18 protein-coding genes are annotated in these 22,484 nt (G+C 73.9%); 5 read left to right on the forward strand and 13 right to left on the reverse strand.

The annotated features are described in order from the left end of the window. Positions 1 to 59: 59 nt before the first annotated feature. From JOE43_RS01060 to sucC, 6 genes are all read right to left on the reverse strand, one after another. Positions 60 to 1,892, reverse strand: a complete 1,833-nt coding sequence (locus tag JOE43_RS01060) for an ABC transporter ATP-binding protein (RefSeq protein ID WP_209513995.1) — start codon at positions 1,890 to 1,892, stop codon at positions 60 to 62. 300 nt (positions 1,893 to 2,192) lie between these two features. Further along, positions 2,193 to 3,860 (reverse strand): bifunctional phosphoribosylaminoimidazolecarboxamide formyltransferase/IMP cyclohydrolase, encoded by a 1,668-nt coding sequence (purH, locus tag JOE43_RS01065; protein ID WP_209513997.1) that lies wholly within the window; start codon positions 3,858 to 3,860, stop codon positions 2,193 to 2,195. Further along, entirely contained in the window at positions 3,857 to 4,450 is a 594-nt protein-coding gene (gene purN / locus JOE43_RS01070; RefSeq protein ID WP_056057207.1) for a phosphoribosylglycinamide formyltransferase, read from the reverse strand. Before purN ends, purH begins: the two co-directional genes overlap by 4 nt. Positions 4,451 to 4,485: 35 nt before the next feature. Further along, positions 4,486 to 6,165 (reverse strand): DUF6350 family protein, encoded by a 1,680-nt coding sequence (locus JOE43_RS01075; protein WP_209513999.1) that lies wholly within the window; start codon positions 6,163 to 6,165, stop codon positions 4,486 to 4,488. 190 nt (positions 6,166 to 6,355) lie between these two features. Beyond that, a complete protein-coding gene (gene sucD, locus JOE43_RS01080; RefSeq protein ID WP_209514001.1) occupies positions 6,356 to 7,240 on the reverse strand; it encodes a succinate--CoA ligase subunit alpha in 885 nt (294 codons plus the stop codon). Positions 7,241 to 7,254: 14 nt separating this feature from the next. Next, positions 7,255 to 8,418, reverse strand: coding sequence for an ADP-forming succinate--CoA ligase subunit beta (sucC, locus tag JOE43_RS01085; RefSeq protein ID WP_209514004.1), 1,164 nt, complete (start codon positions 8,416 to 8,418; stop codon positions 7,255 to 7,257). 300 nt (positions 8,419 to 8,718) lie between these two features. Between sucC and JOE43_RS01090 the strand changes: the two genes are divergently transcribed. From JOE43_RS01090 to JOE43_RS01105, 4 genes are all read left to right on the forward strand, one after another. Beyond that, positions 8,719 to 10,419 carry a RecQ family ATP-dependent DNA helicase gene (locus tag JOE43_RS01090; RefSeq protein ID WP_209514005.1) on the forward strand — a complete coding sequence of 567 codons (1,701 nt, stop codon included), beginning with the start codon at positions 8,719 to 8,721 and terminating at the stop codon, positions 10,417 to 10,419. A 75-nt stretch (positions 10,420 to 10,494) separates the two neighbouring features. Continuing rightward, positions 10,495 to 10,905: an ester cyclase gene (locus JOE43_RS01095; protein WP_209514007.1), complete on the forward strand. Its 411-nt coding sequence runs from the start codon at positions 10,495 to 10,497 to the stop codon at positions 10,903 to 10,905. Between the two features lie 69 nt (positions 10,906 to 10,974). Next, positions 10,975 to 11,208 carry a hypothetical protein gene (locus JOE43_RS01100; RefSeq protein ID WP_167260319.1) on the forward strand — a complete coding sequence of 78 codons (234 nt, stop codon included), beginning with the start codon at positions 10,975 to 10,977 and terminating at the stop codon, positions 11,206 to 11,208. A 169-nt stretch (positions 11,209 to 11,377) separates the two neighbouring features. After that, entirely contained in the window at positions 11,378 to 13,303 is a 1,926-nt protein-coding gene (locus JOE43_RS01105; protein ID WP_209514010.1) for a hypothetical protein, read from the forward strand. 142 nt (positions 13,304 to 13,445) lie between these two features. Here the strand turns inward: JOE43_RS01105 and JOE43_RS01110 are convergent, their stop codons facing one another. The 7 genes from JOE43_RS01110 to JOE43_RS01140 all read right to left on the reverse strand — a co-directional run bounded on the left by JOE43_RS01110 (position 13,446) and on the right by JOE43_RS01140 (position 21,647). Next, positions 13,446 to 17,852 (reverse strand): FtsK/SpoIIIE domain-containing protein, encoded by a 4,407-nt coding sequence (locus JOE43_RS01110; protein WP_209514012.1) that lies wholly within the window; start codon positions 17,850 to 17,852, stop codon positions 13,446 to 13,448. After that, complete coding sequence (locus JOE43_RS01115; RefSeq protein ID WP_209514014.1) at positions 17,849 to 18,490, reverse strand: hypothetical protein; 642 nt, start codon at positions 18,488 to 18,490, stop codon at positions 17,849 to 17,851. The genes JOE43_RS01110 and JOE43_RS01115 overlap by 4 nt, the downstream gene beginning before the upstream one ends. 37 nt (positions 18,491 to 18,527) lie before the next feature. Next, on the reverse strand, positions 18,528 to 19,157 hold the full coding sequence (locus JOE43_RS01120; RefSeq protein ID WP_209514015.1) for a hypothetical protein: 630 nt from the start codon (positions 19,155 to 19,157) through the stop codon (positions 18,528 to 18,530). Positions 19,158 to 19,200: 43 nt separating this feature from the next. Beyond that, positions 19,201 to 19,704 (reverse strand): hypothetical protein, encoded by a 504-nt coding sequence (locus tag JOE43_RS01125; protein WP_209514017.1) that lies wholly within the window; start codon positions 19,702 to 19,704, stop codon positions 19,201 to 19,203. A gap of 71 nt (positions 19,705 to 19,775) precedes the next feature. Then, entirely contained in the window at positions 19,776 to 20,990 is a 1,215-nt protein-coding gene (locus JOE43_RS01130; protein ID WP_209514019.1) for a hypothetical protein, read from the reverse strand. Continuing rightward, a complete protein-coding gene (locus tag JOE43_RS01135) occupies positions 20,987 to 21,286 on the reverse strand; it encodes a hypothetical protein (RefSeq protein WP_209514021.1) in 300 nt (99 codons plus the stop codon). The genes JOE43_RS01130 and JOE43_RS01135 overlap by 4 nt, the downstream gene beginning before the upstream one ends. A 67-nt stretch (positions 21,287 to 21,353) precedes the next feature. Next, positions 21,354 to 21,647 (reverse strand): WXG100 family type VII secretion target, encoded by a 294-nt coding sequence (locus JOE43_RS01140; RefSeq protein ID WP_209514023.1) that lies wholly within the window; start codon positions 21,645 to 21,647, stop codon positions 21,354 to 21,356. Between the two features lie 99 nt (positions 21,648 to 21,746). On the opposite strand from JOE43_RS01140, the gene JOE43_RS01145 reads away from it, so the two are divergent. Then, complete coding sequence (locus tag JOE43_RS01145; RefSeq protein ID WP_209514025.1) at positions 21,747 to 22,436, forward strand: FHA domain-containing protein; 690 nt, start codon at positions 21,747 to 21,749, stop codon at positions 22,434 to 22,436. Positions 22,437 to 22,484: the final 48 nt, after the last annotated feature.

Consider the following 22,484-nt stretch of genomic DNA (forward strand, 5'->3'; position numbering starts at 1 on the left):
GTCGAGCTCGGCGTGCTCGGCGGGGGCGTCGGGGCGGTCGCCCGGGAGTGCCTGGTCGCTCACGCGAGCACCTCTTCTCGGCTGGGGACGTCGCCGTCGTCGAGCGACGAGATGACGTAGCGGTAGTGCTCGTTCGTGGCGAGCAGGTCGGAGTGGGTGCCGACCGCGGTGACGACGCCGTTCTCGAGCAGCGCGACGCGGTCGGCGAGGGTGACGGTCGACGGGCGGTGGGCGACGATCAGCGACGTGGTCGACGCGAGGACGCGGCGGAGCCCGGCCTCGACCCGGGCCTCCGTGTCGACGTCGAGGGCCGACAGCGGGTCGTCGAGCACGAGCACCGCGGGCCGTGCGGCGACGGCCCGCGCCAGGGCGAGCCGCTGACGCTGGCCGCCCGAGAGACTGAGGCCCTCCTCGCCGACGCGCGTGTCGACTCCGTCCGGCAGCTCGTCGACGAACTGAGCCTGCGCGATGTCGAGCGCCTCGCGCAGCACCCGCTCGGACTCGACCGGGTCGTCGGCCAGGTCGGGCCGGCCCAGCAGGACGTTCTCGCGCACCGACGCGCTGAACAGCGTGGCGTCCTCGAAGGCCATCCCGATGTGGCGGCGCAGCTCGGCCCGGGTGAGGTGGCGCACGTCGACGCCGTCGAGCAGCACGCGGCCGCCGGTGACGTCGTAGAGGCGCGGAACGAGGGCGAGCAGGGTGGTCTTGCCCGAGCCGGTCAGGCCGACCAGGGCCATCGTCTCGCCGGGCTCGACGACGAGGTCGACCCCGTTGACGAGGTCGTCGAACTGCGCCGGGCTGTCCTGGTAGCGGAAGTGCGCGGCCTCGAACTCGAGCCGGCCCTGGGGCTCGGCGATCGTCTCGGGGTGCTCGGGGTCGGTGACGGTGTTGACGCTGTCCATCACCTCGAAGAAGCGGTCCACCGCGGTGCGGGTGTCGAAGGTCATCGACAGCAGGAAACCGATCGACTCGACGGGCCAGCGCAGCACCGTCGCCGTGGCGAAGAACGCGAAGAGCTGGCCGACGGTCAGCTGCCCGTCGGCGGCGAGCCAGATGCCGCCGAGCAGGCAGAGCGCGAAGGCGACGTCGGGCACGAGCAGCAGCCAGAGCCAGAGCTGCGAGATGGCCTTCGCCTTCTCGATCTCGGTGCCGCGCAGGTCGTCGGCGCGCTTCGCGAACTCGCGCAGCGAGTGCTTCCCGCGCCCGAACGCCTTGAGCACGCGGATGCCGTGCACGCTCTCCTCCACGCTCGTGGCGAGGTCGCCGACCTGGTCCTGGCTGCGACGGGCCACGACCGAGTAGCGGTTCTCGAACGCGAGGCTGACGACGAAGACCGGGATCGACGCGACGACGAAGATCAGCGCGAGCACCCAACTGTAGAAGAAGAGCACGACGAAGCCGACGACGATCGTCAGGAGGTTGACGACGAGCAGCACGACGCCGAAGGCCAGCCAGCGACGGATGAGCGACAGGTCGCTGACCGACCGGCTGAGCAGCTGCCCGCTCTGCCACCGGTCGTGGAACGCCACCGGCAGGTCTTGCAGCTTGGCGTACAGCGCGTTGCGCATGGTGGCCTCGACGTGGGTGCTCGGGGTGAGCACGAGGCGGCGGCGCGCGGCGATCATGCCCGCCTCGACGACGCCGAGCACCAGCACGACGGCGAAGGCCGGCCACACCTGCGCGGTGTCGCCGCTCGAGAGCGGGCCGTCGACGAGCAGCTGCAGCACGGCGGGGATGACCAGGGCGACGACGGCGGCCAGCAGCGCGGCGACCATGCCGAGCACGATGCGCGGCAGGGCGGGCGCGACGTAGGGGCGGAGGCGCGCGAGCGACCGGACGGTCGACGGGCGACCCGGCTCGGTGCGCGCGGGGGCGGAGGGCTGGCGTGACATGGGTGATCCAAGTGTCGTGATCGGAGCGCGGCGCCGGGTCGCGGCGTCGCGGAGCGTGGAGCGGAGGGCCGCCGGGGCTCCTGGGGAGGAGCGGGGCGGGCGGCCGCCGGTGGTGCCGGTCGGCGCGGTGGAGGAGGGACGGGGGCGACGGTCGTCGGCTGCGGGCAGCCTCACAGACTATGTGATCCGTTGCGCACCCCGCAAGACCAGGTGGTTCGGACGCACGAGCCGGACGACGGACGACGGACGCCCCGCCACGACGGGTCGTGACGGGGCGGCCGGACGGCGACGCGGGCGGCGTCAGTGGAAGAAGTGGCGCTCCCCCGTGAAGTACATCGTCACGCCGGCGGCCGTCGCCGCGGCCACGACCTCCTCGTCGCGGATCGAGCCGCCGGGCTGCACGACGGCGCGCACGCCGGCCTCGAGCAGCACCTGCAGGCCGTCGGCGAACGGGAAGAACGCGTCGGAGGCGGCGACCGAGCCGGTGGCCCGCTCTCCCGCGCGCGTGACGGCGAGGTGGCACGAGTCGACCCGGTTGACCTGGCCCATGCCGACCCCGACGGAAGCGCCTCCGTCTGCCAGCAGGATCGCGTTCGACTTCACCGAGCGGCAGGCCCGCCAGGCGAACTCGAGGTCGGCGCGGGTGGCGGCGTCGGCCTCCGGCCCGGCGACCAGCGTCCAGCCCTCGGACGAGAAGGCGTCGAACGAGTCGACCTCCTGCACGAGCAGGCCACCGGAGACCTGGCGCACCTCCTGCGTCGGCCGGGCGAAGCCCTCCGGCAGCACCAGCAGGCGGATGTTCTTCTTCGTGGTGAGCACCTCGAGCGCCTCGGGCTCGAAGGCCGGCGCGATGACGACCTCGGTGAAGATGTCCTTCACGACCTCGGCCATGGCGCGCGTGACCGGGCGGTTCGCGGCGATGACGCCGCCGTAGGCCGACACCGGGTCGCAGGCGTGGGCGCGGCGGTGCGCGTCGGCGATCGCGTCGACGGCGTCGGGCGAGGCGACGGCGATGCCGCAGGGGTTCGCGTGCTTGATGATCGCGACGGCCGGCTCGGCGAAGTCGTACGCGGCGCGGAGGGCCGCGTCGGCGTCGACGTAGTTGTTGTAAGACATCTCCTTGCCGTGCAGCTGCTCGGCCTGCGCGATGCCCGTGCCCGCGGGCGAGGCGTAGAGGGCCGCCGCCTGGTGCGAGTTCTCGCCGTAGCGCAGGGTGGCGAGGCGGTCGCCCTCGAGGGCGACGTGCTCCGGGAAGTCGTCCCGCGACTCCTCGGCGCCCGCGTCGGTGCCCGCCTCGGTGCCGGTCTCGGTGCCCGCGGCGGCGTGGTCGGCGCGGACTCCGACGTTGTCGGCGAACCAGGCGGCGACCGCCGTGTCGTAGGCGGCCGTGTGCGCGAAGGCCTCGCCGGCGAGGCGCTGACGCTGCGCGAGGGTCGTGCCGCCGAGCGTCAGCGACTTCACGATCTGCGCGTAGCTGGCGGGCGAGACGGCGATCGCGACGTTGGCGTGGTTCTTCGCGGCGGCGCGCACCAGGGCGGGGCCGCCGATGTCGATGTTCTCGACGACGGTCGGGGCGGCGGCGCCCGAGGCCACGGTCTCGACGAACGGGTAGAGGTTGACGACGACGAGCTCGAACGCGGCGATGCCGAGCTCGGCGAGCTGCCGCTCGTGCGACTCGAGGCGGAGGTCGGCGAGCACCCCGGCGTGGATGCCCGGGTGCAGCGTCTTGACGCGGCCGTCGAGCGACTCGGGGAACCCGGTCACGGCGCTCACGTCGGTGACGGAGAAGCCCGCGTCGCGGATCGTGGAGGCGGTGGAGCCGGTCGAGACGATCTCGACCCCGGCGGCGGAGAGCGCCTCGGCGAGGTCGAGCAGGCCCGTCTTGTCGCTGACGCTGATCAGCGCCCGGCGCACCGGCACGGCGTCGCGGTCGCGGTAGAGGGCGGGGTCGATGGCGTGACCGCTCATGCGGTGGGCTCCTGTTCGAGGTCGATGGTCTTCGTGGCGATGTCGTGCACCGTGCGGACGAGCAGCTCGCGCTCGACGATCTTGATGCGGTCGTGCAGCGACGACTCGTCGTCGCCCGGCAGCACCGGGATGCGGCGCTGCGCGAGGATCGGCCCGCTGTCGACGCCGGCGTCGACGACGATCACGCTGGCGCCGGTCTGCTCGACCCCCGCCGCGATCGCGTCGCGCACGCCGTGGGCGCCGGGGAACTCGGGCAGGTAGGCGGGGTGCGTGTTGATCAGGTGCGGGCTGAGCGCCTCGACCACCCGCGGCGGCAGCAGCCGCATGAAGCCGCTGAGCACGACGAGGTCGGCGCCCCAGCCGGTCAGCTGCGCGAGCAGCTCGTCGCCCCAGCTCGCGCGGTCGGGGAACGCCGTGAACGGCACGGTGAAGGTCGGGATGCCGAACGCCTCCGCGTGCTCGAGCCCGTCGGCGTCGCGGTCGGCCCCGACGGCGACGACCCGCGCGGGGTAGTCGGCGTGCTGCGCGGCCTCGAGCAGGGCACGCAGGTTCGAGCCGCCACCGGAGATGAGCACCACGAGCTTCAGCACCCGGCAAGCCTAGCGGTGGCCCGACGGGGCCCCGGTCAGCGGGTCAGGCCGTCGATCTGCTCGGTGGCGTCGCCGTCGTCGCGGGCACCACGGGCGTCGCGAGCGCCGCGAGCGCCGCGGGCGGGGCCGGAGGGCTCGGGCGGAGTCGCGACCACGTCGATCGGCCCGGTCGCGTCGTCGTCGTGCTCGCGGCGGCGTCGCGACGGGATCGACGGCAGGCTCGGCAGCGACGGCAGGGAGGCGCGGGTCGGCAGCCGAGGGAGCCGGCGTCGCGAGGGCGTCGCCTCCGCGTCACCGTGGTCGTCGGTGGCCTCCGGCCCGACGGCATGCGCCTCGTCGCGGTCGCGGTCGCGCCCGGCTCCGGTGGCACGGAGGTCGTCCTCGCGCCGCGTGTGCTCGCGCCGCGCGTCCTCGCGCCTCGCGTCCTCGCGCCTCGCGTCCTCGCGTCGGTCTTCTTCGCGCCCGTCGTCGTCGTGCCCCTCGTCGTCGTGCCCCAGGAACTTGCGGATCGACACGGTCAGCGCCAGCGCCGCGGGCAGCCCGACCTCGAGCGCCGCGAAGGCCCCGACGAGCAGCGGGTCGGGGCCGACGTCGACGAGACGGCCGGGCCCGACCGAGCCGGAGGCGGCCCAGGCCAGCAGCCCGACCGCGAGGCCCGCGACGACGCCCGCGGCGACGCCGACCACGACGCGGCGCAGCAGGTCGTCTACGCCGGCCCGGCGCAGGGCGGCGTGCACCCGGCCGCGAAGCAGCGTGGCGACGACGAAGGAGGCGACCACGGGCACGAGCAGCCCGACGAAGCCGAACGGGAGGTCGGCCGTCGGCAGGGCGCCGAGGACGGGCACGGCGGGCAGCGGCCCGACGGTCGTGCCGAGCGGCGAGACGCCCGAGCCGGTGCCGAGCGCGAAGCCCGGCCCGACGAGCCACGACGCCGCCCAGACGACGAGGTCGGGCAGCAGCGCGAGCTGGCCGAGGGTGAGGGCGAGCCCGCCGAGGAAGCCGCCGTGGGCGCCCTCGTAGAGGGTGATGAGCTCGGCGTAGCTCGTGACGAGCAGCAGGCCGACGACGAGGCCCGAGACGGCGAGCAGCACGGCGGCGCTGCCGACGCCGATGCGCAGGGCGGCGGCCGTCACGACGCGGACGGCGTCCGGGAGCCGGCCGACGGTGCGGGCGACCCAGCCGGTGACCGGGTCGGGCTCGGCGTCACGGCGACGCCGCGTCACCTCTGCCATCGTGACGAGCGGCACGGCGTAGACGAGCGTGGGCAGCACGATCCCCTGCACGAACGACGGCGTCGCGAGCTCGTGCCGGGCGCTGGCGGCGAGGCCGGTGCTGAGCAGGGCGAAGGCCCCGATGCTGACGAGGACGCCCATGACGCGGTGCGGCGTCTCGGCGATCGCGCGGCCCGCCCGCACGGCGAGCAGCACGGTCAGCACGGAGAAGCCCAGGGCGGCGATCGTCACCGAGATGGGCGCGTCGGCGCCGGCGACCCCGGAGGCGGCCGCCGTGGCGGGGCTGAGCTGGAGGGTGAGGTCGACGCCGTGCCCGACGAGCCAGACGTCGACGGCGGCGCGCCAGAAGACGATCCAGTCGATCTGCAGGCCGTACTGGAAGGCCCAGAGCGAGCTGAGCACGACGACCGGCAGCCCGACGCCGATGCCGACGACGAGCAGGGCCTCGAGGGCCGCGAAGACGGCGGTGACTGGGCGGTTCATCGGGCTCGACTGTACCGGGGCCGCGCGGGGCCGCCGACCCGCCCCGCGGGCGCGCCGCGCCCCGGCCGGGGCACGACGAACGGGCGTGTGCGACGTCCGCGGGCGGTCGTGACCGCCCGCGGACGTCGCGCACGCCCGTCGCGCCGACCGGGGTCGGCGTGGCCGGAGACGGCCGGCCAGGGCGTCGCGCCTAGAGCGCGGCGTAGACCTCGCGCAGCAGGGCCGCGGTCTCGCTCGGCGTCTTGCCGACCTTGACCCCAGCGGCCTCGAGGGCCTCCTTCTTGGCCTGTGCGGTGCCGGCCGAGCCCGAGACGATGGCGCCGGCGTGGCCCATGGTCTTGCCCTCGGGCGCGGTGAAGCCGGCGACGTAGCCGACGACCGGCTTGGTCACGTGTGCCTTGATGTAGTCGGCCGCACGCTCCTCCGCGTCGCCCCCGATCTCGCCGATCATGACGATCGCCTTGGTGTCGGGGTCGGCCTCGAACGCCTCGAGGGCGTCGATGTGGGTCGTGCCGATGACGGGGTCGCCGCCGATGCCGATGGCGGTCGAGAAGCCCAGGTCGCGCAGCTCGAACATCATCTGGTAGGTCAGGGTGCCCGACTTCGAGACGAGGCCGATCGGGCCGCTGCCCGAGATGCTGGCCGGGGTGATGCCGACGAGCGACTCGCCCGGCGTGATGATGCCGGGGCAGTTCGGACCGATGATGCGCGTGGTGCCCTTCGCCTTGGCGAGCGACCAGAACTCCGCGGCGTCCTGCACGGGGATGCCCTCGGTGATGACGACGACGAGCGGCACCTCGGCCTCGATGGCCTCGATGACGGCGTCCTTCGCGAAGGCCGGGGGCACGAACACGATCGAGACGTCGGCGCCCGTCTTCTCGACGGCCTCGACGACGGTGCCGAAGACCGGCAGCTCGACGTCGCCGTGGGTGACGGTCGTGCCGGCCTTGCGGGCGTTGACTCCGCCGACGACCTGGGTGCCGGCCTTGAGCATCAGGGCGGTGTGCTTCGTGCCTTCGCCGCCGGTGATGCCCTGGACGATGACCTTGCTGTCGCGGGTGAGGAAGATCGACATTGTTCTCGGGTCCTTTACTTCGAAGCCAGCTCGGCGGCCTTGTCGGCCGCCTCGTCCATGGTCGCGACGACGGTGACGAGCGGGTGCGCCGCCTCCGCCAGGATGCGTCGGCCCTCGTCGACGGCGTTGCCGTCGAGGCGCACGACGAGGGGCTTGGTGGCCGAGTCGCCGAGGATGCCCAGGGCCGCCACGATGCCGTTCGCGACCGCGTCGCAGGCCGTGATGCCGCCGAAGACGTTGACGAACACGCTCTTGACCTGCTCGTCGCCGAGGATCACGTCGAGGCCCGCCGCCATGACCTCGGCGCTCGCTCCGCCGCCGATGTCGAGGAAGTTCGCGGGCTTGACGCCGCCGTGCGCCTCGCCGGCGTAGGCGACGACGTCGAGGGTCGACATGACGAGCCCGGCGCCGTTGCCGATGATGCCGACCTCGCCGTCGAGCTTCACGTAGTTGAGGCCCGACGCCGCGGCCTTGGCCTCGAGCGGGTCGGCCGCGTCGGCGTCCTCCAGCTCGGCGTGGGCCGGGTGGCGGAAGGCGGCGTTCTCGTCGAGCGAGACCTTGCCGTCGAGGGCGACGACGTCGCCCTGCTCGGTGAGCACCAGCGGGTTGACCTCGACGAGCGTCGCGTCCTCGCCCTCGTAGACGGCGTAGAGCTTGACGATGACCGGGGCCACCTTGCCGACCAGCTCGTAGGGGAAGCCGCCGGCGCGGGCGATCTCCTCCGCCTTGGCGAGGTCGATGCCGGCGCGCGGGTCGACCTCGACGCGGGCGAGGGCCTCGGGCTTCTCGACGGCGAGCTGCTCGATCTCCATGCCGCCCTCGACGCTGCAGAGCGACAGGTACGAGCGGTTCGCCCGGTCGAGCAGCACCGAGAAGTAGAACTCCTGGGCGATCTGGGCGCCGCCGGCGACCATCACGCGCTTGACGACGTGGCCCTTGATGTCGAGCCCGAGGATGGCCTCCGCCGCGGCCTGCGCCTCGTCGGGGGTCTTCGCGACCTTCACGCCGCCGGCCTTGCCGCGACCGCCGACCTTGACCTGGGCCTTCACCACGGTGACGCCGCCGAGCTGTTCGGCCGCCGCGCGCGCCTCCTCGGGGGTGTCGGCGACGATGCCCGGCAGGACGGGCACGCCGTAGGACTCGAACAAGTCCCTGGCCTGGTACTCGAAAAGATCCACGCTGTTCTTCCAATCCGCATCGCTGCGCCAGTGCTAGCTCGGTCGTGCCGCGGGGCGGCACCGGCCTCGTCACGGCTCAGCCGAAGTGTCTCGACGTCGTGACGAACAGGCCTCGGCCAGCCTAGCGCCTGGCCTGTGAGCCGCCCTCGGGAGCCGTGACGGGGGTACTCTCCCCGGCCGGGGTACGGATGGGGAGGGATCTCTGCCGATCGCCTGTGCAGCCCGAGCGTGTCGTGGGGGCCGGGCATCTCATGGTCACTCTCGGCGCACCACGGCGCCGCCCGCACCACGAGGAACGCCATGAGCCGCACCGCGAAGACGCCCGCCGACACCGCCCGCACCGCCCCCGACGCCGCCGCGATCGCGGAGGCCGCCGCCCGCCTGTTCGAGTGGGACGAGCTGCGCCCCGCCCAGGCCGAGGCGATCACCGCCGTGCTCTCGGGCCGCGACACGTTCGGCATCATGCCCACCGGCTCGGGCAAGAGCGCGATCTACCAGGTCGCCGGCGCGCTGCTCGACGGCCCCACCGTCGTCGTCTCGCCCCTCATCGCGCTGCAGGCCGACCAGGTCGCCGGGCTCGTGGGGCACCCGGACGCTCCCCCGGCCGCCGACATCAACTCCGGCCACTCCGACGCGGAGAACGACGAGAGCTGGCGCCGCATCGAGGCGGGCGAGATCACCTACGTCTTCCTCGCGCCGGAGCAGCTGGCCCGCGACGAGACGGTCGAGCGCCTGTCGCGCGCGGGCGTCGCCCTCTTCGTCGTCGACGAGGCGCACTGCGTGTCGTCGTGGGGCCACGACTTCCGCCCCGACTACCTGCACCTCGGCGAGGTCGTCGAGGCCCTGGGCCGCCCGCCGGTGCTCGCGCTCACCGCGACCGGCTCGGGCCCCGTGCGCGACGAGGTGATCGAGCGCCTCCGCCTCCGCGACCCGCTCGTCATCAGCCGCGGCTTCGACCGCCCCAACCTGTCGCTCTCGGTCGTGCGCCACGAGGACGACGCCGAGAAGCGCCGTGCCGTCGTCGAGCAGGTCGCGGAGCTCGTGACCCCCGGCATCGTCTACGTCGCGACCCGTTCCGAGAGCGAGCGCTACGCCGACGAGATCGGCGAGCGCTGCCCCGACCGCACCGTCGAGGCGTACCACGCGGGCCTCCGCTCGGCCGAGCGAGGTGCCCTGCACGAGCGCTTCCACGCCGGCGAGATCGACGTCGTCGTGGCGACGAGCGCCTTCGGCATGGGCATCGACAAGCCCGACGTCCGTTTCGTCGTGCACGCCGACGTGCCCGAGTCGCTCGACGAGTACTACCAGGAGATCGGGCGGGCCGGGCGTGACGGTGACCCCGCCGACGCGACGCTGCACTACCGGCCGGAGGACCTGGGGCTGCGGTCCTTCTTCGCGTCGGGGCTGCCCTCCCGAGCCGAGCTGCGGTCGGTGTACGAGGCGGTCCGCGCCTCCTCGGGTCCGGTGCGGCGGACGGCGATCGCCGAGGCGACCGACCTCAAGCCGCGGCAGGTGTCGCGCCTGGTCGACCTGCTGCTCGAGGCGGGCACCGTGCGGGAGGAGAAGAAGGGGTACACCGCTGCCTCCGGCGTCGACGCCGAGACGGCCGCCGAGCGGGCGAGGGAGACCGCGGAGGCGCGCGACCGGGTCGAGAAGTCGCGCATCGCGATGATGCGCAGCTACGCCGAGGGCCGGGGCTGCCGCCGACGCTTCCTGCTCGGCTACTTCGGCGAGGAGGCGCCCGAGCGCTGCGGCAACTGCGACGACTGCCGCGCGGCGGAGGAGGCTCCCGAGCTGCCGGCCGCCGAGGAGTCGCGGATCGGGTCGGATGCTCCGGCCCCTCTCTTCGACGCCGACACCCGCGTCACGCACCCCGCCTGGGGCGAGGGCACGGTCATGAGCACGGACGACGACCGGCTGACGGTCTTCTTCGAGAGCGAGGGCTACAAGGTGCTCGCCGTCGAGGCCGTCGTCGAGCACGACCTGCTCAAGGCCGTCTGACACCCCGGCGGAGTAGACGGGGAGCGACCCGAGCACCACCCCCGACCACCTCACCAGGACCACAAGGAGACACGCATGTCGAAGGACAAGAACCTCGCCGCCCAGCAGCTGATCGGCGAGATCCTCACCGCCCGGGAGGTCGACCGCCTCGGCGAGGGCTTCCACGCCGACGTCGTCGACCACGACCCGGCGCCGGGCGCGCCCGCGGGCGTCGAGGGCATCAAGGCGTTCTGGAGCGACTTCTTCACGGCCTTCCCCGACGTCGACCTCGCGGTCGAGACGCTCGTGGCCGACGACGAGAACGTGACGGCCGTGTTCACGATCTCGGGCACGCACACGGGGCCGTTCCAGGGCCACGAGGCGACCGGGAAGTCGTTCACCGTGCGCGGCATCCAGGTCGGTCGCTTCGACGACGACGGCCTGCTCGTCGAGCGCTGGGGCGCCACCGACGAGGCCGGCCTGATGAAGCAGCTCGGCCTGAGCTGAGCGGCTGCCTCTCCCTCACCACCCACCCCTGCCCCATCCATCCCTGACCCACCACCGGAAGGACGCACCATGAGCGACACCCACGTGCCCGCCGCCTCGGGCGACGAGCCCTACGACGAAGAGACCGAGTTCGAGGAGAGCCAGCAGATCGTCACGAACGACGCGGTCGCCGGCGAGACCGTGCTGCCGGGCCTCGGCGACGGCAACGACGGCCCCACCGGCGGGTCGCCGCGCGAGGCCGAGCCGGGCCTCGCCGACAACGACCTCGCGGGCGAGGACATCGACCTCGACGAGACCGACTGACGCCTCGCGCTGCACCACCCGACGGGCCGTCCGCCGCTGACCGCGGCGGGCGGCCCGTCGGGCGTCACGGCGCGTTCCGCTCCCTCCCCCGGTCGGGCTCCGCGGGCCCCGTCCACAGCGCGTCGGCCGCGGCACCGGCCAGGGGCGCCCGCCTCGACATCGTCGTCGCATGACCTCAGCTGACCGCCCCTCCGGGCCACCTCGTCCTGCTCTCCTCACCGCCCTCCTGATCGTCCTCGCCCTCGTGGCTGGGCCGCTCTGGCTCGCGGCGCCCGCCACGGCCGTCACGGGCGCGGGCCTCGGCACCGGCCACCTCTGGCGAGGCGACGGCGTCTCGTACCTCGGCACCTACCGGCTCGACGACGGGCGTCAGGCGTTCTGCCTCGAGGCCGGCAAGTCGTCGCCCGTCGGCAACCACTACGACACCGAGACCGGCACCGAGGTGGTCGGCGTCTCGACCGCCGACCACGCCCGCCTGGCCTACATCGCCCGCACCTGGGGCGACACCGCCGACGCCGACACGGCCGCCGCGGGGCAGCTCGCGGTCTGGACGATCACCGGCCTGAACGGCCACAGCCAGCGGTACTACGCCGGGCGCGCCAACGAGCGCTGGCCGATCGTGCTCGACCGCGCCAACGAGATGCTCGCCGAGGCCACCGCGGCCGCGTCGACCTCGGTCACCGCCTCGACGTCGGTCGACCTCCGCGACGACGGCACGGGCACCCTCCGCTCCGACCTGACCGTCGACCGGGTCGGCGGCGGGCCCGAGCTGCTCATGCCGCAGCACGACGGCACCGTCACCCTCACGGGCGGGGCGTTCGCCGACGGCTCGACGACGACGGTCGTGCAGAACGGCGTCGGTCTCGACTTCCGCGCGACCGGCGACCTCGCCCAGGTCGAGGTGTCGGCCGACACGCGCTTCGACGGGCTGCCCTACGGGCGCATCGTCACGGCCGGCACGAGCCCGGCCGGCTCGCAGCGCATCCTCTTCTCCGGCGGCACCAGCGTCGAGGCCTCGGGCACGGCGAGCGCCGAGGCCCTCTCGCCGCTGCCCTTCCGCCCCCGGGTCGCGACCCGCACCAGCGACGTCGTCGCCGAGCCCGGCACGACGGTCACCGACCAGCTCACCGTCGACGTGCTGCCGGGCGAGGGGCTCCTCTCGGAGTGGGGCCGCCACGACGTCGCGGGCACGTGGCAGCCCGTCCCGGTCACCGTCCGCAGCCGCCTCCTCGGCCCTTTCCGGGAGCCCGTCGCGCCGGCTGACGACTGGCCCTCCGACGCGCCCGTCGTCTGCGACGTGAGCGTCGTCGTCGACGAGGGCCCCGGCACCTACACGACGCCGGGCTGCGAGCTGCCGAGCGGCGGCTGGTTCACCTGGGTCGAGACGATCGACCCCTCCGACACCCCGGTCGACGCGGGGCGTGACCGTGTGCAGCGCTGGCGCTCTCCGTTCGGCACCGCCTCCGAGACGACCTTCGTCCCGTGGGCGCCCGAGGTCTCCACCACCGTCGTGGGGGCCGACCAGGTCGAGCCCGGCGCCTGCGTCAGCGACGAGCTGACCGTCACCGACTGGAACGCCCAGGCGCCGGAGGCGCGGGTCGACACCGTCCTCGTCGGTCCCTTCCCCGAGGCCCTCGCCGACGGTCACGACCTCGGCCCGATCGCGGAGATCGACGAGGCCCTGCTCGCCGGCCGCTCCGCCACCACCGTGAGCGGCGACGGCACGTACGAGTCGCCGTGCCTGCCCGTGGAGCGCGAGGGGCACTACGTGTTCCTGTTCACGTCGGAGGGCTCCGTGCCCGACGACGACGGCGTCCAGGTGGTGCCCGCGTTCGCCGACACGACCGTGCACCTCGCGGAGTCGTTCAGCGTGGTGGCGCCCGAGGCCCCCGACGAGACGCCCGCGCCGGCGGCGGCGCCGGCGGGCCTGGCGTTCACCGGGTCGGACGGCAGCCTGCAGGCGGGTGCGGCGGCGCTGGGCGTGACGCTGGCCGGGGCCGTGATGCTCGTGGCCTCCGTGGCGCTCCACGTCCGTCGGCGCCGACGTGGCCACGCAGACACCGCGGAGGGGCTGCTGGTGACGGACGCCCCCTGACGTCCTCACGGCGCATCCGCGGGACCGCGGGCCTCCTGGCCCGCGGTCCCGCTGGCCCGTGGGCCTGCGGGCCTGCGGGCCTGGGGGCACGCGGCTGCGAGGCACGGGCGGTCAGCCCGTCCTCGCCACCCCGGCCCGGACGTCAGCAGCGGGGCACCGTCACGGGCACGGTGAGGCCGTCGCCGAGGTGCACGTGGGCCCGCCCCGGCCGGGGTCGAGCCGACGTCGCGCTCCGGGCCAGCTGCGCCCCGACGAGCTCCCCGTCGGAGGTCGTCCTCGGGCTGAGGACCGCGCCGCACCGGTTCCGGCGCAGGTCGGCGTGCCAGCCCGTGAAGCCGACGCCGAGGTCCGCGGCCGACCCCGCGGCCACCAGGGCCCCCGGCCCGTCGCCGCACGCGCGGACGAAGTCGGCGAGCCACGCTGCCGCCGGGGCGTCCTTCACGAGCTCGGCGTCGTCGACGACCAGCACGCGCCCCGCCGGCGCCTCGCTGCCGAGGACGGCCTCCAGCGCGTCGGCGCGGAGGTCGGAGCCGCGCAGCACGGCCACCACCCCGGGCAGCCCCTCCAGGTCACGGAGGGGTGACGGCCGCGGCGTGACGACGACCACCTCGAGCCCCTGGGCGACGAGGGAGCGCACCACGCTCACGAGGACGGTGCTCCGACCGCTCCGCGGCGGGCCGCCGATCAGGAACGTCCCCGGAGCGTGAGCGAGGCGCGGGCCGACCGGCACGAGGTCGTCGCCGCCGATGCCCACCATCGCGAACGCTCCGCCGAGGGCCCGAGGATCGTGACGCGACCACGCGCCGTCGAAGGTCAGGTCGCCCTCCAGCCGGTCGAGCCGGAACGGCCTGCGGCCGGGGGGAAGGGCGTGGTCGCGGCGGGCCGCCTCGCCCGCCGCCGAGCGGAGGGCCTCGGCCTGGGCGCTCCCGGAGGGGTCGGCGCCGACGACGGCCACCTGGGTCTCCGCGCCGCTGACGGTGTCCGCTCCACGCCCGGGGCCGGGCTCTGCGGGCATCGACCTCGGGTCGAGGCCCGCCAGGCCGTAGTCGGCGCGGTCGGCCATGCGCAGGACGAGCTTGCGCTCGACGAGCGTCGCCATCCTGCCGCTGACGAGGAGCCGGTCCCCCGTGACGACGAGGTGCACGCCGACGGCCGCCCCCTCGCGGAGCAGGAGCGTGACGAGCTCCACGGGTTCGCCGAGGTCGAGGTCGCCGAGGCTCGCGACGAAGCCCTCCCACGGGTCGATCAGCAGCACGAGGTGGGGCAGGCGGTCCTCCTCCGGAGCTGCCCGGCGCTGCTCCGTGACGCTGGCCCAGCTGCCCGAGGCGAGCACGGTCTGCCGCCGGAGCGTCTCCTCCACGAAGCGTGCCAGCAGTCGGCGCGCCCGCTCGACCTCCGTGCGGCGGACGACGGCGCCGGTGTGGGGCGCCGACGCGAGCGGGAGCAGCGCCCCGCTGCCGCAGTCGATTCCGTAGAGGTGGACGTCGGCGCTCGACGTGTCGCGGACGATCGACGCCGCCAGGGTCCGCAGCACCTGCGACCTCCCGCTCCGGGCGGCGCCCGCGACGAAGAGGTGCCCGTCGACGTCGAGGTCGAGGGCTGCTGTCCGCCGGGCCTGTTCCCGGGGGTGGTCCTCCAGTCCGAAGGGCAGGGGCGGCAGGGTGCGCGGAGGTCCGAGCCCTCCGGTCTCCGGCTCGGGGAGGTGCTCCAGCTCGACGAGGGGAGGCAGGGCGTCCAGCCAGGGCCGGTGCGGCGGCCGGCCGCCGCGCAGCGCCTCGGCTTCCACCACGGCGGCGACGAACCGGACCAGGTCGGTCGCCTCGTCGTCCTCGGCGGCGGCGGTGGCGGGCGGCCGGGGCGCCGGCCCGGCGGCCCCGTCCCACGAGACCCGGGCCGACCAGGTGCCGTCCGGTCGAGACTCGCGGTCGGCGCGGCCGCCCACCCGGCCGGCCTGGAACGGCACGAGCGCCCCCGCGCCGAGGCGCACCAGGGCGCGCCCCGGTGCCGACCGGGGGATGCGGGAGGCGTCGGCGGCGTCGATGACGTCGGTGCTCTCGCCGGCGTCGGTGACGCGCAGGGCGATGCGCAGGTTGGTGTTGGCCCTGATCTCGGACGACACCACTCCCGACGGCCGCTGCGTCGCGAGCACGAGGTGGATGCCGAGGGAGCGCCCCCGCTGGGCGACGTTCACGAGCCCGGTGACGAAGTCGGGCAGCTCCCGGGCGAGGCTCGCGAACTCGTCGATGACGATGAGGAGGCGGGGCACGGTCGGCAGTGTTCCGCCCTCGGACCGGCGACGCGCCTCCTCGTAGTCCTCCAGGTCCTTGGCCTCGGCGAGCGCGAGCAGCTGCTCCCGACGGTGGAGCTCGGCGCCCAGGCTCGTCAGCGCCCGCTGGACGAGGTGCGGATCGAGATCGGTGACCATGCCCACGGTGTGGGGCAGCGGGCCGCAGTCGCGGAAGGCGGCGCCGCCCTTGTAGTCAACGAGCACGAAGGCCATGGAGTCGGGGGCGTTGGAGGCGGCGAGCGAGGCGACGACGCTCTGCAGCAGCTCCGACTTGCCCGAGCCCGTCGTGCCGGCGACCAGGGCGTGGGGGCCGTCCCGCCGCAGGTCGACCGAGAACGGGCCGTCGACGCCCTCGCCGAGCAACACCTCGGTGCTCGGCGCCCTCTCGGCCCAGCGCGCGAGGACGGCCCTGCCGCTGGGGCGGTCGAGGTCGAGCACGTCGAGGAGGCGGGACGACGCCGGCAGCCCGCCGGCGTCCCCTCCGTCGTCGACGTCGACGACCGGCGCGAGCGCCCGGGCGACGGCGTCGTGCCAGCCCGCGGGCAGGGCGTCGACCCGCACGTGCTGGACGTCGGCCTCCCGGTGGGCGGAGAGCTCGTGAGCGCTGCGCCCGGCCTGCACGACGGTGACGCACTCCTCGGGCAGGGATCGTCGGTCGGCGTCGAGGCAGAGGGCGACGACCCCGACGGCCGGTCCGTCTCGGAGGACGGTGACGAGGCCCGGCAGCGCTCGGAGCCGACGTGACCCGTCCACGACGACGAGCAGGTCGGGGGCGTCGAGCACGGCACCGCTCGATGCCCGGCGAGCTCGCTGTCGGCCGTCGACGACGGCGGCCAGCTCGGTGAGCCTCCGCGCGACGGACTCGGAGTCGTTGCCGAGGCGGACGCGGCTGTCCGCGGCCCCGTCGTCGGGGCGGGCGTGGGGCACCCAGGCGAGCCAGCCCCAGTGCTCCTCGGCGTCGCGGTCCGTCAGCACCACGACCGCGAGGTCTCGGGGGCTCTGGAGCACGCAGAGCTGGGCGACCATCCACGCGGCGAGCGCGCGACGTTCGGGCGTGCGCCCGTGCAGCCCCACGACGCCTCGGTCGGCGAGCGCCACGGTGACGGGCACGGCTCGGGCGGGGCTGGCGACGATGCGGCGGTGCTCGAGCAGGTCCGGGTCGTCGAGGGTGACGCCGGAGGGGAGGTCGGCGACGCCGATCCGCACGGTGAGGTGGTCGGGGTCGTCCCGGCGCCGTTCCCAGAGCCGGGCGCGACGCCGGACGGCGACGTCCAGGAGCGTCGCGGCGTCGGGGCAGCTCGACCGCAGCTCGTCCTGACGGCGGACGACCGCCTCCGCGGCGTCGGCGGCCACCGCCTGCCGGGTGGCCGCGTGCGAGGCGAGGGCGTCGCGGTGGTTCACCCGACCGTTGCGCCGGTCGTAGAGGTAGTTGCCGACGAGGATCACCGGCGAGAGCAGGCCGAAGACGAGGAAGGTCGGGTTGTCGAGCACGAGCACCATGACGCCGCCCATGACGAGCGGGGCGGCCGCGGCGACGATCGGCAGCGGGCGCCGAGGGGGCGCCTGCGGCTGCGCCGGGTACCGGAAGGCGGTCGTGGGGGGCTCGGGCAGGAGTCGCGGTGGGCGGGCGTGCTCCAGTCGCCCTCCCCCCTCGGCGAGGCCGATCGCGGCGGAGGGCGTGCCGGCGTCCGCGACGCCCAGCAGCACCTCCCCCAGCTCGACCACGGACGACGGCGTCAGTGCGACCGTCGTCGTCAGAGGCACGCCGTCGACGGTGACGGGCGGGACGTCGGGGTCGTCGCAGGCGACAGGAGTGATCGAGAAACGCGACGCTCCGTCGAGCTGCACGAGGGCCGCGACCGGGGCGACTCCTCGCTCGGCGAGGCGGACCGTCGCCTCGGGTGCCGACCCGACGACGACGGTGCCGGGGTCGACGTGGAAGACCGTGCCGGCCCCGGGGCCGCCCACGATGCGGATGCTGGGCAGGTCGGGCGGCAGGGCGGCGATGCCGGCAGGACCGCCGATCGTGACGATGCTGCCCTCGAGCACGGCCCCGTCGGCGATGCGCCCGCTCTCGGCGACGGGGACGCCGTCGACCGTGACGGTGGCGCCGGGAGCGCCCGCGGTCCGACCGGCGTCGGCGCCGACCAGGGGCGCTGCCTCCGTGACGAGCTCCCCCACCGTGGTGTCGGGCGAGGTATCGAAGACGACGTCGGCCGAGACGCCCGTCACTCCGTCGCGGACGGTGACCGTGAGCCTCACGACGCACGGACGACGCTGATGCCGTCGACGAAGGCTCGCGCCACCGGCACGTTCGCGGGGACGAGCTCGGCAGGGCCGACGTCGCACGTGACACGGAGGTCGAACGGGCCCGAGCGGAACGCGAAGATGCTGGTGACCGTGATGCCGCCGTCCAGCTCGGCGTAGCGCAGCCCGTACACGCCGAGGCCGAGGGAGTCGGTGGTCACGTCCTCGAGGACGGGCGGCTCGATCCCCGGCAGGTCGCTCTCGAGGACGAGCTCGCGGAGCGTCGACTCCCGGTCGCCGTGGACGAGGCCGAACTGGATCCGGAGCAGGCTGAGCTCGCTGTTCAGCGAGGGCAGGCACATGAACTTGAGCTCGTTCGGCGTCTGCCAGGTCGCGAGCCGGTCGAGCACCTTGACGAGCCACTTCTTGCCGGCCCGGGTCGGGGCCGCCGTCCGGGCGACGACGTCGCGCACGGTGGCGGCGATCCACGACCGGGCGGTGTCGTGCCCCTGGTGGGGCCACCGGGCGGGCAGGGCGATCCAGAGCCCGGGGTCGTGCTCGACGAGCACCTCCCACCCGTCGGCGGCGTGGGGGTCGAGGTCGTCGTCGCCCCTCGACTGGATGTCGTCGGAGGTGAGTTCGTGGTCCGTCATGGTCGTTCCTTCTCGAGAGGGGCGGGTAGGCGGCGGGTCATGTCGTGGGTCGATCGGTGATGACGCGCCCCTGGTCGTCGAGCCAGCGAACGGTGGTCATCATCGCGTCGAAGAGCTCGACCAGCGCGTCGGCCACCTCGATGGACTCCTCCTCGGGACGGCGTGGTCTCGGCTGCGATGCGAGGCCGAGGCCAGCAGCGGCCCGGCCGCTGACCACGGTGAGCGTGAACGACGCCATCAGACAGTCGCTCCCCGCGACACGTGCCAGCACCGTCCGACGGCGGAGCACGCGGTCATCGACGACCTCGGCGCGGGTGCCGTCTCGGTCCCCGTTCCACGCGACGGCTGCTTCATGCCCTACGACCGTCGCTTCGGCGCCCCGGGCGACTCGCGCGAGGAGCAGCCGGTCGAGGTCGGCCCCGGCACCGGCACCGGGAGCGATGGGCACGAGCGTCACCAAGATGCTCGCCGTGCCGTCCAGACCGGGGATCCGGCCGGCGGTCACGAAGGCATCGAGGACGAGCCCGTCCAGTCCTCGCTGCGGCGAGGACTTCGACAGTCGAGCGCGCATCTGCTCGAACTGAGCCCACTGTGCTGCCTCGAGATGGCTTCCGGGAGGTGTGACGATCTCCCCTGGAGTCGTCACGCGAACGAAGGTCCGGGGCACGGCCATCGCGTACGCGTCGGCGACGGGCCCTCCCGAGGCTGTCTCAGACATGAGCCCCCACAGTCGCCGACAACTCGGTCTGGCCACCTGCTTCGGTGCCCGGAGGGCTCGTCTCGGGGATGCGTCGCAGCCTTCGCACGAGGCAGATGCTCCCCACGACGGCCGCAGCGAGGAGAAGCACGGCAGCCGGGTAGATGCTGTCCCGGGGCCATCGTGCGGAATCCGGAGAGATCGCGCTGTAGCCCGCGGCGAAGAGACCTGACAACAGCAAGTACAGGGTCACGAACCCGGGCTCGAGTGGGTAGCCGTACTTGGCCGGTGTCCGAACGGTCTCGACTGCCAGGAAGATCAGGACCACACAGCTGATCCAGAAAGGCACGCTCGACCCCACTACGGGAGGCTCCCCCGAAGCACCCGACAGCAACCCGAGTCTCGGTGACTGCTCTCCGCCCGACATCAGGAGCACGAGGGGCACACTGGCGAGATAGAGCTGGACCCCCCAGTACCAGAGACCACAGGCCAGGAACGCGACCATGTAGATGGTCACACCAGGGCGCTGTGTCCCTCTGCTGTGTGCAGCCCGTCGGCGCCCGGTCGCGGATCGGCGCGAGGGAGCACTCACGATCTCGTCACCGCCCACGGAGCTCGTGTGGGTTCCACGATCTCCTCGACGACGGCCTTGACTTGCCCGAGACCGTTCAGGAGGCGGGCAGTGTCCAGCTGGCGGACGATCCGTGTCACGGTCTCGACGTCATCGGCCGCAGAGCCGGGCCGTCCCGACCGCAAGAACGACCTGATCTGGGCCGCGTCCACGTCGCCCAGCGAACGGGCGAGCATCTTGTCGCCGATGCCTGGCGCTCCCCGGGAGAACGACGCGCTCACCCATGCAGTAGCGAGGCGGGGCGGCACGCCCGTTCGCACGAGTTCAGCCGCGCGTGCCGCCTGGACGCCCTTGACCGCTGAACCAGCTCCCTTGACCAATGCCGCGCCCGTGCCCATCGTCGCCAACGAGAGTGCGCTGAGCCCGAGGTCCAAGAGGGTCGCGGTGCCTGCCGCAGCGCGGAGCGCCGTCAGGGCGAACGAGAAGACCAACGCGGCTGCCGCGAACGGCGCCAGGGCCGGGAACACCATGGCGGCCAGCCCCAGCGCCATCCCCAGACGGTCTGTCCAGGTGGCGATGACGTCGATCCACGCGTCGTTCTCCTCCATCCACGTCCGGAAGGCGTCGTAGGCGGTGCCTGCGGCCCCGCGGACGTCGTCCCACCACGAGTCGCCGAGACCGTCGGCAGACAGGTCGTCGAAGCGAGCGATGGCTGCCGTGGCGGCTGCCTCCAGGTCGGTGACGGCCTCGTCCACCTGACGGCCGTGCTTCACGACGCGTCCCCTTGCCTCCTCTTCGCGGAGGCGCTGCACGCGAGCGAGCTCCTGGTAGTCGAGCTGCGCCTCCTCGCTCGTCGCCAGGAGAGCCATGCCCTCGTATCGGCCGGCGAGCGTCGTGGCCGTGTCACGGTCGGCGGTGGCGGCCTCGTGCTCGCGGACCGCCGGACCTGCCTGTTCCTGCGCCCGCCGGAGGGCCTCGGAGTAGGTCCGGAGCGCCTCCGCCGCACCCACGTACCGCTCGTGCACCTTCCGCAGCTGCGCCTCGATCTCGCCCGCCTTGGCGAGGAACGCCGCGATCGCATCGCTCTGTCCAGCCTCCGCGTCGAGTGTGTGGAGCCCCTCAGCCGCGGACGCGATCAGCTCGGCGGTCTGCCCGAAGCGCGTCGCGGCCGCCGACACCATGTCGGGGTCACCCGCGACACCTGCCTTGGACAATGCGCCGTCCACCCTCATGAGGACGCCTCCTCGTCCGGCAACGCCGCGGCGAGGCCCTCGTCGGCCGCCGTGAACCCGTCAGCGATGGACGTCGCGGACGTGCTCAGTCCGCCGATCTCGTCGCTCAGGATCCGGCGGGTGTCGTCCCAGCTCCGGGTGAACGAGTCGATCCGCTGCGCGAGGCGGGGGTGGCCGAGGTGCTCGGCCGAGACGGTCGCCGCTCCGGGGGCGTCGAAGACGGTCTTGACGCCGCTCAGGGTCGTGGACAACCGCCGCAGCGCCTCAGCGTCGAACGACAGGGTCGCTCTGGTCATGTGTGCTCCTCCGGGAGGTGGCCGCGCCGTCGCCGACACGGCCACCGGGGTGGTCAGGGGTCAGGGGTCAGCGGAGGCTGGCGGCCAGCTGCTCGTCGGCCGCCTGCAGGGTCTCCGCCGCGTTCTCGAGGAACCGCGCCATGCTGTCCAGGGCAGCGATGGTCTTGCTCGCACCGGTGCTGAACTCGCCGTACGTCGTGCTGAACGCCTTCGAGGAGCTGTCGGTCACGTAGCCCGAGGCCACCAGGGCGTCGATCTGCCCCTTGAGGCGCGAGAGCTGCTCCTCGATCGAGGCCTGCCCGGTGCGCAGGTGGGTCGCCTGCGTGCGCAGGTCGTCGTAGGTCACGGTCACGTTGGCCATGGGTTCTCCTGTCTCGTCGAGCCGCCAGGAATGACGACTGCCATGAATATTCCACATGAGACAGACTGGTCGCACCACTTTCCACAGAATGGATGAGAAATGACCAGAAGAAGGAGCCTGGGGAGGCGCGGGGCACCACCCGAGGGCCCGATCGTCGTCGACGCCGCGGCCGTCGCTGCGCTGCGCGACCAGGGCCTGCTGTCACGGGTGCAGACGCTGCCTCCGCCGCCTCCCGAGGGTCTGGTCACAGCCGTTCCCGCGGCGGCCGCCGTCGTACCGTCTGGCCCCGCCGCCCCTCCACGACGGGACGCGCCCTCTCCCGCGCCCGACGCCCTCGACGACCTCGACGACCCCGACGTGACGGTCCTCCGACCTCGCTCCTACGAGCTCGTCCTCCCCGACGGAGGCGCCGTCCCGGTCGACCGCGACGGGGTCGTCGTGGGCCGCCGCCCGCGGCACGCCGCACCACCAGCCGCCGTCTCGACCACCGCCGAGACGGCCGTGACAGCCCCCGCGCCCGCCCACACCACCGAGACAGCTCCCTCTGCAGCCGTCACCGTCACGGACGAGACGCGTCAGCTGTCGCGCGCCCACTTCCGGGTCTGGGCCGACGACGAGGGCACCGTGTGGATCGACGACCTCCGCTCCGCGAACGGCACCACGATCTTCAGCGCCGACGGCAGACTGGTCTCGGTCGAGCCGGGGGCCGGCACGCAGCTGACGCCGTCCGACACGATCGTCGTGGGCGAGCACCGCTTCGCGCTGCGTCGAACACGCCCCGCCCCGTGACGACGACCACGACGACGAACCACGTCGTCGCACCGGAACCACGCCGCG

It is taken from the genome of Frigoribacterium sp. PvP121 (genome assembly GCF_017833115.1).
GTDB classification, from domain to species: domain Bacteria; phylum Actinomycetota; class Actinomycetes; order Actinomycetales; family Microbacteriaceae; genus Frigoribacterium; species Frigoribacterium endophyticum.